The sequence below is a fragment of the Pseudomonas amygdali genome (genome assembly GCF_002699855.1).
GTDB lineage: Bacteria > Pseudomonadota > Gammaproteobacteria > Pseudomonadales > Pseudomonadaceae > Aquipseudomonas > Aquipseudomonas amygdali.
In genome coordinates, this window is the sequence record NZ_LKBW01000046.1 from 27,318 (window position 1) to 39,948 (window position 12,631).

Annotated in this window: 8 protein-coding genes and 2 pseudogenes; 4 read left to right on the top strand and 6 right to left on the bottom strand. The window is 57.0% G+C overall.

The genetic code is table 11. The annotated features are described in order from the left end of the window. Positions 1-82 precede the first annotated feature (82 nt). Positions 83-244: a hypothetical protein gene (locus AO277_RS28395; protein WP_003377029.1), complete on the bottom strand. Its 162-nt coding sequence runs from the start codon at positions 242-244 to the stop codon at positions 83-85. 550 nt (positions 245-794) lie between these two features. Between AO277_RS28395 and AO277_RS05305 the strand changes: the two are divergent. Continuing rightward, a pseudogene (locus AO277_RS05305) lies at positions 795-4,289 on the top strand (hypothetical protein). 50 nt (positions 4,290-4,339) lie between these two features. Here AO277_RS05305 and AO277_RS05310 read toward each other — a convergent pair. Then, on the bottom strand, positions 4,340-5,233 hold the full coding sequence (locus AO277_RS05310) for a CAP domain-containing protein (RefSeq protein ID WP_080899174.1): 894 nt from the start codon (positions 5,231-5,233) through the stop codon (positions 4,340-4,342). A 198-nt stretch (positions 5,234-5,431) separates the two neighbouring features. On the opposite strand from AO277_RS05310, the gene AO277_RS05315 reads away from it, so the two are divergent. Continuing rightward, complete coding sequence (locus AO277_RS05315; protein WP_031595561.1) at positions 5,432-6,748, top strand: APC family permease; 1,317 nt, start codon at positions 5,432-5,434, stop codon at positions 6,746-6,748. Positions 6,749-6,792: 44 nt separating this feature from the next. Here AO277_RS05315 and AO277_RS05320 read toward each other — a convergent pair whose 3' ends face one another. Beyond that, positions 6,793-7,368: a nitroreductase family protein gene (locus AO277_RS05320; protein WP_044317911.1), complete on the bottom strand. Its 576-nt coding sequence runs from the start codon at positions 7,366-7,368 to the stop codon at positions 6,793-6,795. A 24-nt stretch (positions 7,369-7,392) separates the two neighbouring features. Here AO277_RS05320 and AO277_RS05325 point away from each other — a divergent pair. Beyond that, positions 7,393-8,208, top strand: a pseudogene (locus AO277_RS05325) (sensor histidine kinase); the annotation flags it as partial. Between the two features lie 265 nt (positions 8,209-8,473). Beyond that, the gene (locus AO277_RS05330) at positions 8,474-8,716 is read left to right on the top strand and encodes a hypothetical protein (protein WP_005733063.1); all 243 of its coding nucleotides are present in this window, start codon (positions 8,474-8,476) and stop codon (positions 8,714-8,716) included. A gap of 185 nt (positions 8,717-8,901) precedes the next feature. Here the strand turns inward: AO277_RS05330 and araH are convergent, their stop codons facing one another. From araH to AO277_RS05345, 3 genes are read right to left on the bottom strand one after another with little or no spacing between them, the layout of a single operon-like run. Beyond that, positions 8,902-9,867, bottom strand: a complete 966-nt coding sequence (gene araH, locus AO277_RS05335; protein ID WP_004664988.1) for an L-arabinose ABC transporter permease AraH — start codon at positions 9,865-9,867, stop codon at positions 8,902-8,904. 41 nt (positions 9,868-9,908) lie between these two features. Then, a complete protein-coding gene (gene araG, locus AO277_RS05340; protein ID WP_044317898.1) occupies positions 9,909-11,432 on the bottom strand; it encodes an L-arabinose ABC transporter ATP-binding protein AraG in 1,524 nt (507 codons plus the stop codon). A 55-nt stretch (positions 11,433-11,487) separates the two neighbouring features. Then, a complete protein-coding gene (locus AO277_RS05345; RefSeq protein WP_003410036.1) occupies positions 11,488-12,501 on the bottom strand; it encodes a substrate-binding domain-containing protein in 1,014 nt (337 codons plus the stop codon). Between the last annotated feature and the right edge of the window lie 130 nt (positions 12,502-12,631).

Genomic DNA, 12,631 nt, shown 5'->3' on the forward strand with positions numbered 1-12,631 from the left:
CAAAGCCGGGCAAAACTGTCGATCGGAAGAATTTCGATGCGCTGTGAATGCAGGCAGCTGTAGCGCTGCCTGCATGACAACGTCAGTTCTGTGGACGTTGCTTGGTAGCATCCAGCTCTGCTTTCTTGGCAGTGGAGATTTCAGTGATCTTGGCCGATTTCTCGATAGCCATATCAAAGGTCGCCGACATTTTTTCGATTGCTGCGTCTGAATTGCCGGAGCTTACGGGTGGAGTCGAACTCATGTTGTTTCTCCTTGCTTCGAGTAGGGATCTATCTGCGGATTAACAACCGGCTCAAGAACAGGTCAATGTGCCATTACACAACAGCGATGCAGAGACACTACGCTATTTGCCGCGTTGCCAATTAATAGTAATCAGCGAAACTTGTTCGATGCTGTGAAACGTTGTGAAATCAGATTTCACAACGAATTAATACCGCAAACCAACAGTGATATCAAAGTGATATTTATTTCTGGTTTATTTCTGGTGATATTAATTTTTTATGTACCACGAGTCGGGGCTCCAACGTTTACGGGGTGTTCGCCAGGGCCTTTATTATTTATCGACGCGTGTGAATTGTTGTGAAAAGAGATTAGCGATCCGCCACTTCACTTGTCGGAATGATAGTGTCGGCCCATAAGCCCTGTTCTTTTGATTTGAAAACGAGACGCCGTTCAAACTATTCACGCGAATAAAGAGTTCGTCATTGACACAGGGTTTCGTTCGCCTCGCGGCACTCAATTATTGAGTCGCCTGCTCCACGTCCAGCGGTTAACAACAGGAGTTATGTGCTATGTCGACGTCCACGATCAGCCCGGCGCCTGGCCCTCTTCCGCCCCCCGCACCGGGCGCGAATGCCCGAACGCGATTCAACCAGGTGCTGCAGACCAGCAACCGCAATGGCGGCCAATACCGGCCAGCGGGCGCAGACGAAAAGGCACCTGCGCTGGGCAGTTACGCATCGATAGAAAAGCCCGGCACTGTGGCGGCTGACACCGTGCGCTACGTCACCCAGGAAGGCGATCAGGTACTGGTAAGCAAATCCACCAGCCCGGAGCTCTATCGTCAGGTCGTCGAAGACCAACCCCGAGTGGCAGGCTTCAGGGCCAGTGTGGCTGCTGGCTACTCCCCAGCCAGGGCTGATGCTGCCGCGCCAGCGACGCTGAGCGGCTATGCCCGTATCGGAGCACCGGACGAAATGGGGCCGGGGCTGATTCGCTATGAAGCCGCCGATGGCAGCAAGGTCATCGTTTCGCAGCAACAGAACCCGGAACTCTTCAAACAGGTGGCGTCGGATTTCAAATCGCTATCCGGCGTAGGCAGCAGTCAGCGGGAAGGCTACAGGGTGGCAGGCGCGGACGAAAAGCCGCCGGAAAACATTGCAGGCTTTGCAGTGGTCGGCCCGGTGGATGAAGTCGGGCCGGGCGTGATGCGTTATGTCGACCGTGACGGCAATAAAATCGTCGTGGCCAAGAGCGACAATCCTGAGCTGTACAGTGCGGCCAAAGACGCTTTCAATACCCTGACCGGGCTTAACACGAGCGAAGCGCAAGGTTATCGCAGGGCGGGTGACAACGAAGTATGGCCACCCGTATTCGGCACCACCGTCGGCCCGTTGAATGAGGTCGGCCCGGACACTATCCGTTACGAGCACAACGGAGAGAAGGTCGTGGTCACCCGTGACGACAATCCGAAGTTGTTCGATTATCTGGCAGCGCTGCAAACCATAGTGTCGGACCCGCAAAAAAGAACTGCGATGGAAACCGCAGTCAACGAAGGGCAGATTCTTGCTGACCGCAACACCCCCATTCCCAGCTTGAACGACATTACACAGTTCACTTGGGTGTCTGGCCAGGAAGGAAGCCAGATCAGCTATCAGAATCAGAGCGGTGAGCGGATTGTCGTCACTGAAGCATTGACCCCTGAACTATTTGACAAAGTAACCACCCTCAATGACGCCTGGAACAAGATCAACAGTAGCCGGGAAGAAGGTTACACGTTGGCAGAGCCTCATGACTTTTTGAAGAATCAGGACATAACCATCGGTTCACCGGACGAATTGGGCGCGGGTCTGATTCGTTTCGAGAACGGCGATGGCAAGTTCATCGTCTCCAAGGATTACAGCCCGCAGTTGTACGATGACGTGGTGGAAAAATGGAATGAGCTGGGCACCGGCAATATCGGTGAAACCCGCAGTCGGCATAACTTGCCGCCCGTGGCCGAGCTGGATCTGATGGGGCAGAAAACCGGCGTGAAAGCCGACAAGGATGACGAGAACTCCGAAGAGCTGAACGTCGGCGAACTGGCGACCAAGGAACTGCTCGACCAATACCGCGACGGTGTGAACAAAGGGGATATTGCCAAGGATGACCCTCGCGCAAAACTGGTCAGGGCAATCGAGGCGCAGGCCGCTTATGACAACGGTCGCGGCCTGACCGGTTATGAAGAGGCCAAAGGCGCTTTCGGCGGCACCTGGCGCGAATTCGACAGCAAACAGACCCAACTCAGTTCGGCCGACATGCACGACATCATCGATGGCGGCAAGCTGCAAGAACAACTGACCACACTGTTCTCTGATCCTACCGTGCAGCAGGACTAACAGAGCAAGATGACCGATGCACTGGGCAAAGTGCCCAACAAGGACGAAATCAAGCAGAAGCTGCTCGACCTCACCGCCAATCCCGATTACGTACTTTACCTCAAGGACCTGAAAAAGCAGGGCCTTGGCCAAGAGGCGCAGAAAGACCTGAGCGACACCTTGTCCTCACTTGCACTGGTCGATCCAGAAGGCGCCAGCAAGGCGGCACAGTCTATTCAGGCCGACGGTTTGACCAGCGATCTCAACGATCTGGTCGCCGACCCGTCGAAGATCAGCGACGAGAATAACGCCCTCGCCACCAAGGACCTGTTCGGCCTGCTCAAGGCAGAGCTCAAGGGCTTTCTGGTCGATATGCCGCGCTTCCTGCAGCCCACCTTCGAAAAATTCCTTCAGGAAGGTGTCGTGGGCAACGCCAAGCCCGCAGACATCGCCAAAGCGCTCAAGGAGGTCGGTGATGCCTATCGGAAAAACGGCAAGGTCAGCGAAGCAGACATCAAGACAGCCCTTTCCAAACCCTACATACCGGTAGCTGATCGCGGCAAACTGGGCGAAATCTTCAATACGCTCAATAGCAAAGGCGTCATGGGCTCCGTTGCAGCAGGCGTGTCGCTGTTCTCGGCGATTTATCAACTGGTCGGCAACGGCGGCAAGCTAGGCGAGACACCGATTCAGCGCCTGGGCATTGCCAAGGACTTCCTGAGCTTTGCCGGCGGTGCCAGCCATTTCGTACGCCTGGCTGATCAGGTTGGCGACCTGATGGGCAAAGGCGGCCTGGTGGACATGCTGGGGCTGGACAAGACGTTACCGGAGATCTGGGGCAAGGAAAGCTTTGGCAAGGCCAAGGAAGTCAGGGTCAGTGGCATTTCCGCAAGCAACCTGAGCGAGATCCGCACCGCACTGGATGCGACTGATGAATATCGGCTCAATTCGACGCTGGGCGACATGGCTGGCGGTGCAGAAGCGGAACGCCAGGCCATGGGCGGCATCACCCAGCGGCTGGATGACGCCGTGCAGGCTTCAGGGGCCAAGCTGCCCTCTGGAACTGCCAATAAAATCGCAGGCTCGGTCGTCAAAGTGCTGGGGCCTGCAACGGATCTGGCTGGTGGTTTTGCCGATATCGTACTGGGTGCATTCACCATCAAGGACGGCGTGAAGTCAGGTGACAAGCTGGCTCAGGCCGCAGGCGGCCTGCAAATTGCCGGCGGTGCCTTCGGCGCGTCAGCCGGCGTACTGGGAACCGCGGCACTGGTGGGTGCAGGCGGCGCGGCGGCCACCGCGCTGGCCGGGCCATTCTTCCTCGTCGGCGTTGTGATTGCTGTCGTCGGCGGGATCATTGGCTATTTCGTCGACCATAACAAAAAGCAGAAAGCATCCGAAAAGGAAAACGACTGGTATCGCGATCTGGCGGCAGACGGTTTGCTGCAGTCCGACTGGGGCGACAAGGTCGAATATGCACACTACTCGATCCACCACTATCGCGAACGCGAAGCGCCTGAAGACGACAGCCTGTTCCGCTTCCAGAGTGCCGAGTGGAAGCATTTCGACGAAACGCCGCAGGAAGGCGGCTCTTCCACCAACCGCCTTGATGACACGTTACACGTGGAATACGGCGAGCCACACAAATCGCCGGATCAACAGAAGCGTGACGAATTGAGAGAAGCACCGCGCTGGAGCGGCTCGAAGGTCTGAGCCATTCATGCATGTTCGACAAGCCGCCGTTCAGGCGGCTTTTCGGTTGATCAGGGAGCGCCGAACAGCATGGTCCAGTACACACCGTAATCGGCGTTGGTAGCCGTCGCGTAGGCCGCGCCGACCTCGGTAAACATAGGGTTCATCAGGTTGGCGCAATGTCCCGGGCTGGCCAGCCAGCTGGTCATTGCCTTGCTGACAGTGCTCTGCCCTGCTGCGATGTTTTCACCGATCTGCCGTCCGCCGTAACCCGCTGCACGGGCGCGATCTGCCGGTGAATCGTTATCAAAGCCTCGATGCGTGAAGTAATTCTCGCTGGCCATCGACTGGCTGTGCCCCTGTGCAGCCATTTCCAGGGTCCTGTTCCAGCTCAGCGGTCTGGCCGAAGGAAACGGCTGCTTGCCACACATGCGCGGCTTGGCTCGTGCGGCATTGACCTGCGCCAGAAGTATGCGGCCAGCCGAGCGTGCATCTTCCAGGCTTTCGTCGATCAACGGTTTCGCCAATACCACACGCCAGTCGCCACGCTCGCGAGTAATACCGATGTCAGCGTATTGCGGGTCAAGCAAAGCGCCGCAATAGCGTTTTTCGAGCATGCCGAACGCTTCACCGGCGCTCTGCGCGCCAGCAAGTCGTATGGTCCGGACGGTGACCGCCTGATAACCGGATGCCTTGAGCGCATCACGTGAACTGCCAGCGAAACTGATCGGCAACGCTACGCTGGCGTTGAGCGTCAGCGCTCTGGAGATTTTTGTCGTTCGCGCTTCGCAGCGCTGAGGTTGCCCACGAAAATCGTTGATGGCCTGGACCAGCTGTCGCTCGTCACTGGCACTGGCATGGCTGGCGTACATGGGCAGCAGAGGCACGAAGTACAGGCACATGCGCCAGAAATAACGGTGCGATTCAGGCATGAAGACAGACTCGAAAAGTAAAAGGCATGCCATGAATTTCAAGGCCCGAATAAGACCCTGAAAAAACCTCTTGGTTCATGCTGCATTTTCAAATGCAGGGGTTATTCAAATACCTGTTCCGGCAAAAAACACCGCTGATCCGGGCCTCTCGCGATCACGTTGAATTTACCCGAGCCATGGCGATCTTCCCTTACACACCTCTTGTACCTGCCGAGAAAGGATTCTTTCACCATGGCCACTCCTCCCGAAACTCCATCGCTGCGCCGGGCAATCACGGCGCCGATGCTGACACTGTTCATCCTCGGTGACGTGCTGGGGGCTGGCGTCTATGCGTTGGCAGGCACTATCGCCGGACGTGTCGGCGGAGCCATCTGGGCCCCCCTGCTGATTGCCCTGTGCTTCGCCTTGCTTACCGCTGCGTCCTATGCGGAACTGGTGACCAAATACCCTCGTGCGGGCGGTGCAGCGGTGTATGCCGAAAAAGCCTTCGGCAAACCGCTGTTGTCGTTTCTGGTCGGCTTTTCCATGGTGGCGGCAGGCGTCACCAGTGCTGCAGGGCTGGCAGTCGCGTTTGCCGGCGACTATTTCCAGGCATTGGTGAGCTGGCCCGCGCAGTGGGTATGTGTGGGCTTTCTGGTGATTGTCGCGCTGTTGAATGCGCGTGGCATCAAGGAGTCGTTGTCGGCCAATCTGGTAATGACCCTGATTGAGCTGAGCGGGCTGGCAATGGTGATTGCGGCCGCAGTCTGGTTCGTCAGTCAGGGTAATGGTGTGCCGCAACGTGTGTTTGAACTGGAGACGAACTCACCGGCCACCGCGATTCTTGCCGCATCGCTACTGGCATTTTATTCATTTGTGGGCTTTGAAACGTCTGCCAACCTGGCCGAAGAGATCAAGGATGTGCGCAGGGTGTATCCACGAGCGCTGTTCGGTGCGCTGCTCATTGCAGGCGCGGTTTATATGCTGGTCGGCGTGGGCGCGGCCATGGTGCTGCCCGTCGAACAGTTGAAAGCTTCGCAGGCCCCGCTGATGGATGTCGTCAGTGCTTCAGGGTTGGGGATACCTGCCCCATGGTTCGCGGTGATCGCGCTGATTGCAGTTGCCAATGGCGCACTGCTGACCATGATCATGGCCAGCAGACTGACCTTCGGGATGGCTCGTGAAGGACTGTTGCCCGCGGTGATGGGTTCGGTTCTGCCTCAACGGCGCACACCCGGCGTGGCCATTTTCGCAACCACAGTGGTTGCCATCGCGCTGTCCTTTACCAGCACCCTCACCACGCTCGCTGAAACCGTGGTGTTATTGCTGCTGTTCGTGTTTCTCAGCGTCAATATCGCGGTTCTGGTGCTCAAGCGCGACAAGGTCGAAGCCGGCCATTTTCAGGTTCACTGGGTCATTCCGGTATTGGCGATTCTTTCCTGCCTGCTTTTGCTGACCCAGCAAGGCCCTGAAACCTGGTTGCGTGCCGGCATGATGCTCGCTGTCGGAGCCGCGCTTTATGGACTGACCCGATTAGGCAGTTCAGTGCTGGTTTCACACCCGCGCTGAACGGCATTTGTGATGCATGCCACGCGCGTGAGTCAGGCTTTACTTCAGTGTGTAACGACGATGTCTGAAATCGGATTGCGCCACCGCTCTTCGATTCTTGCATCGTCTGCTCGATAGCCAAGAGCGATAACCAGCGGTATGACGGCACCACTTGGCAGCTGGAGAAGTTCGGCAACTTTCGCGCCTGAAAATCCTTCCATCGGGCACGTATCGATGCCCTTCGCGGCTGCGCCAGGCATGATGGTTTGAGCTGCGAAGATGGCATTGCGTGCCGCCCGTTGCCGACCGCCGATATGGCCGATGGGGAGTAGCGAGAGGGTCGGTCGGATCAGCGCTGCAAGCGCAACAATCGGCGACCACAAGACAGAAGATCCCACTCCGAGAACCTTCTGAAACATACCTATCTGTTTGCGGTAGTAGGCCTTCGAATCTGTTCCCAACACAGACGAACCTTCAACGTGGTCGAGTTGTGCGTTGGCTGTACGCAACCCCAGCGCAGGACTCGCCACGATCACGATGAGCTCGGCCGCTGATGCTGCAGCTTTCTGGCCGTTGCAAGCGACCGCCAAATTCGCTTTGAGCCCAGGATCGCGAACCCAGTGCAGTTGATAAGGCTGCATGTTCCCGCTGGAGGGGCATAGGCTGTGCGCCTGCACCGCCCGGTTCAGGCGCTTGCGCTAGGCATGAAGCAACTCGATCCGGAAAACCTTTCGCAACGCCTGCCAGTGCAATACGACCAGGAAGAACTCAAAGACATTGCCTGCGGTATAAACGCACATCTGGAACGGGTCGAGCAATTCATGGCCCGGGAACGCGCCCTTCTCGATCAGGCCAGTCATGAGTTTCGTACGCCGATCGCGGTGATCAGCGGCGCGCTGGATGTGCTGGCCAGGCAAGCGCTACCCGCGTGTGCAGCGCCACCGATTCAACGCATGCGGGCAACCGTGGATAACCTGACCGAGATCATGGTCGCGCTGCTGTATTTGTCGCGCGAGCCCATGTCCTCAGCGCCGGACGACCCCGTCGAGCTGGACCGCCTGTTGCCCGGCCTGGTCAAGGACCACCAACACCTTCTGGACGGCAAACCCGTGCAGTTTTCGGTGCACATCCACCAGACGCTTTGCCTGCAAGTGCCCGAGGCGATTTTACGCATTGCCATCGGCAACCTGTTGCGTAACGCTGCCGAAAACACCTATGACGGAACAATCACCGTACGCCTCAAGGACGGTGTATTGAGCGTGACCGACTCGGGCGAAGGCTTCGACACTGCGCAGGCGTCCCTCCACTACCTGTCTCTGCTGAGAAACTCGACCAGAGCGGGCACCGGGAAAGGCCTGGGGCTTTTTCTGGTGCGGCGCATCTGCGAACGATTTCGGTGGACGCTGACCCTGGAGTCGATGCCGACGCCAGGCACTAGAGGGGAGCTGGATTTCCGGACTCGGCTAGTGCAGTACCGGTAAATTCGACAGCAAGCCTCTATAACTTCAGCCTCATGAATGGCATGAGAAACATCACGAGATTAACGGTGCGACACTATTAATAAGCACGCTAAGTTAAATTTTTTTCACAGGCCAAAAAAACAGCCTTACCGTCACAAAAAAAATATACATTATTCACGTGGCCAATAACCTGCTATTCAGAAACTTCAATGCAGTTATTTGTAGCCACCCCATCATTAAGCCACGCAGAGAAAACATCATGAACCGAGTAACAGCAAAGTCCGCATTGAAAGCTCTCGTTGTGACAACCATTGCAATCATCGGCCTGCAGGGCACGGCATTTGCCGCCACCGGTATACAAACCGCACCAGCTGTCGATGGCAAACACGCGCTCGTGCAAGAGGCCGGCAAGACTGAAGCCACCCGCACCACATCTGCACCACTGCAAGTAGCGACGAGGCTGAAAAACGGCTTACGTATCAACACCGCCTGCGACGATACCGGCCTCCCTTGCCCGCCTCGCGGCTAAAAGCACCGGTTAAAAAACAGCCGCAAAGTAGTCACTTTGCGGCTGCACTGTTATAGAACAATACCGTTGTTACCTGTCCACTCTGCAAGTGATCAGCCCCTGAACTCAGCCGCTACTTGCATCTCCATCCCTGTCGCTCATGCCCTCGCGACTAAACAGCAATGCCATAACAGCGGCCAACAGGTTCAGCGACGTTTCAGTCGGTCGATGATCACCGCCAGCAACAGAATCGTACCGCGAATCACGTATTGGTAGAACGTATCGATATTCTTCAGGTTCATCGCATTCTCGATGATCGCCAGAATCAGCACACCAGCGATTACATGGCGAATCATGCCGATGCCGCCGCTCAGCGAAACACCGCCCAGTACGCACGCCGAGATGATGGTCAGCTCGAAGCCCTGACCGATCATTGGCTGCCCCGAGGTCATACGCGAAGCCAGCACCACGCCAGCCAGTGCCCCGACAAGCCCGTGAACCGCGAAGATGATGATCTTGGTGCGATCAACATGCACACCCGCCAGCAATGCAGCTTCCTGGTTGCCACCGATGGCCATGGTGTTGCGCCCGTAGGTGGTGTAGTTGAGCAACCAGCCGAAGAATATGAAGCAGGCGATGGTGATCAGGATCGGCACCGGCACGCCATATATCTGGCCATTGCCGAAGATGAAGAAATCCTCGTTGGAGACGCCGACGGCCTTGCCGTTGGAGAAGATATACGCAAGGCCGCGCACGATCTGCATGGTCGCAAGGGTCGTGATCAGGGCATTGATGCGCAGCTTGGCAATCACGATGCCATTGATCAGACCAACCACCAGCCCCAGCGCCAGCGCGGCGGAAACACCGAGAAACACGCTGTCGGTGTCGCGGATAACAATCCCGGCGATGACCCCGGAACAGGCCAGCACCGAACCGACCGAAAGGTCGAAGTGCCCGGACGCCAGACAAAAGAGCATGGTGCAGGCAGCAATGCCCACGGTGGAAATCGCAAGGCCTAGCCCCCGCATGTTCAGCGGTGACATGAAGTTGTCGATGAACACGGCGCACAGCAGGAAGATTCCCACGGCAGCCAGGAGCATCACCCAGTCATCGGCAAAACGACGCAGGTTCATGCCCTGACGGGGAGCCTGCAGGCTGGATTCGGTAGACATATGCACCTCTTTATTGTTGTTCATGGTCAGGGGACCGGTTATCAGCTGCGCGTGCGAGGCAGAGCCAATTGCAGGAGTCGCGATTCATCAGCCTCATCGCGGTTGAATTCACCAGTGATCGCGCCTTCGCTCATCACCAGAATGCGGTCGGAAATACCCATGACTTCCATCAGGTCACTGGACACCACAATGACCGCAATCCCGTCGGCGGCCAGGTTGTGAATGATCTCGTAGATCTCGGACTTGGCACCGACGTCAATCCCGCGGGTGGGCTCGTCCAGCAACAGGACCTTCATCGGCATCGACAGCCAGCGACCGAGAATCGCCTTCTGCTGATTGCCGCCGGAGAGGAACATGATCTGTTGCTCGGGCGATGGTGTCTTGACGTTCATCGACTTGATCTGGCTGCGTGCGTTGTCGCGCTCCCAGCGGCCCTGAATCAGGCAGCCGAGATTCACATGCCGGGGCCGTGCACCGATGTTGATGTTCTCCGCGACGCTGGACAGCGGCACGATACCTTCCTTCTTGCGGTCCTCCGGGCAGAGCAGAATGCCTGCTTCGATCGAATCGCGTGGGGACTTGAGCGTCAATGGCTTGCCGTCCAGCTGCAACGTGCCTGCCGTGCTGCGCGTCAACCCCGACAGCAGACGGAACAGCTCGGTACGCCCGGCGCCCACCAGCCCGAAGAAACCCAGCACTTCACCTTTCTCTACGGCAAAACTCACGGGTTCGTGCAGCCCCGGCCCCAGTAACCCGGTCACTCGCAGGCTAGGCCCTTGATGCTGGCGCGGACGATAATTGTAGATGTCCTGAATATCCCGGCCCACCATGCAGGTCACCAGCCGGTCATGATCCAGATCAGCCATCTGCTCAAAGGTTTTTACAAAACGACCGTCCTTGAACACTGTTACGGCATCACAGACACGGAAGATTTCTTCCATGCGATGAGACACGTAGAGAATCACCCGCCCCTCGTCGCGCAGCCGCACGATAATCGCCATCAACCGGTCAATTTCACGTGCCGACAGGCTGCTGGTGGGTTCGTCAAAGGCGATGACGTGCGCATTGCGTGACATGGCCTTGGCGATCTCCACCAATTGCCGCTGGCCCAGTGAAAGATCACCCAGGCGAGTGCGCGGGTCGATTTCGTCAGCCAGGCCTTTGAGCAGCTCACCTGCCCGACAGTACATCGCACCGCGATTGATCAAACCAAAACGATTGGGCATGTGCCCAAGCAGCAGGTTCTCGGCGACGGTCATTTCCGGCACCAGATGCAATTCCTGGTGAATCACCGCCACACCCGCCGCAATACTCTCGGCGGTGGATTTGAACTGGTAGCTCTGCTCACCGATCTGCAAGGTGCCGCTATTGGGCTGATAAGAGCCGCCGAGGATTTTCAGCAGCGTGGATTTACCGGCACCGTTCTCGCCCATCAAGGCGTGAACACTGCCGGGGCGCGCTTCGAAGCTGATGTCCGAAAGCGCCTTTACGCCGGGGAAGACCTTGCCGATGCCATTGAAGCGCAAGGCACCGTTTATGGATGTTTGCTCGATAGCCTGTTGCATGAAACCAACCTCCTCGCACGTGTGAGGGGCCTGAAAATCAGGCCCCTCAGTCAACTCACTTCCACAGACCGATCTTGGTCAATACTTCCTGGAAGTTGGCGCGGGTGATCAGTGTCACATCGTCCATAGCGGTATATTTAGGCGGTTCAACGCCCTCGGTGACCCACTTATACATATACAGCGCGGTGTTGTAGCCTTCCTTGTCCGGGCTTGGCAGCATGGAGCCAAAGAAGCCACTCTCTTTTTTCTTCAGCTCATCAATGGCATCGGTGCCGTTGATGCCGATCCCGATAACGTTTTTCGCGCTGAAACCATTGCTCGCCGTCGCGCGTACGCCCCCCAGAACAGTGTTGTCGTTCATGCCGCCGATGATCAGGTTTTTCGCATCGCCAGGCAGTTTTGGCAGCGCAGAGTTGGTGGCGTCCATGCTGCCTGGTACATCAAGAGTTTTCTGCGCGGTGAACAGGATGTGGTCTTTCGGCAAACCGGCCTCTTCTAGCGCCTTCACCGAACCGTCAGTGCGTTTCTTACCGGTGTCCAGCTCGTTGTAAGTGTTGATGATCGCGTAGGTGCCTTTCCACCCGCCCTCATCCCACTTGCGGTTCTTCGCTTCGGTGGCCATCGCGGCACCTTGCTTCTGGCCCACTTCAAAGGCTGCCATGCCCAGATATGGCACGTCCTCCATGAAGTTGCCTTTGGCGTCGACAAAACGATCGTCCACGGCCATGACTTTCAAACCGAGCGCCTTGGCCTTGGCCACGATTGCAGGGCCCAGAGAGACATCAGGCGGGCAGATCACAAAGCCCTTGGCACCGTTGGCGGCCAGGCTGTCGATAGCGGAAAGGGTCTTTTCACCATCTGGCACGGCAATCTTGAGCACGGTAAAACCATGCTCCTTGCCTGCCTTTTCAGCAAACGCCCATTCGGTCTGGAACCATGGCTCTTCAGCCTGTTTGACCAGAAAGCCGATTTTGACTTCATCAGCAGCGGAGGTGATGCCACTCATGCCCAGAATGGCGGTGGTGACGGCGGCACAGCACAGGGAACGAATCCCGTGACGACTCAACATAGCTAACTCCTTATTTTTATTGAATAGCTACAGCGTTCAGCGAGGTGGCGGTTGCAAACGCGGAGGCGTCCGAGAACCGATTAAATAGTCATACCATATAATGAATGACCGCTATGTAACCGAATGTCAC

Coding starts and splice junctions, on each gene's coding strand:
- araG (WP_044317898.1), bottom strand. CDS start 11,432: ATGCAACAGGCTATCGAGCAAACATCCATAAACGGTGCCTTGCGCTTC.
- AO277_RS05310 (WP_080899174.1), bottom strand. CDS start 5,233: ATGGCATGCCTTTTACTTTTCGAGTCTGTCTTCATGCCTGAATCGCAC.
- AO277_RS05345 (WP_003410036.1), bottom strand. CDS start 12,501: ATGTTGAGTCGTCACGGGATTCGTTCCCTGTGCTGTGCCGCCGTCACC.
- araH (WP_004664988.1), bottom strand. CDS start 9,867: ATGTCTACCGAATCCAGCCTGCAGGCTCCCCGTCAGGGCATGAACCTG.
- AO277_RS28395 (WP_003377029.1), bottom strand. CDS start 244: ATGAGTTCGACTCCACCCGTAAGCTCCGGCAATTCAGACGCAGCAATC.
- AO277_RS05315 (WP_031595561.1), top strand. CDS start 5,432: ATGGCCACTCCTCCCGAAACTCCATCGCTGCGCCGGGCAATCACGGCG.
- AO277_RS05320 (WP_044317911.1), bottom strand. CDS start 7,368: ATGCAGCCTTATCAACTGCACTGGGTTCGCGATCCTGGGCTCAAAGCG.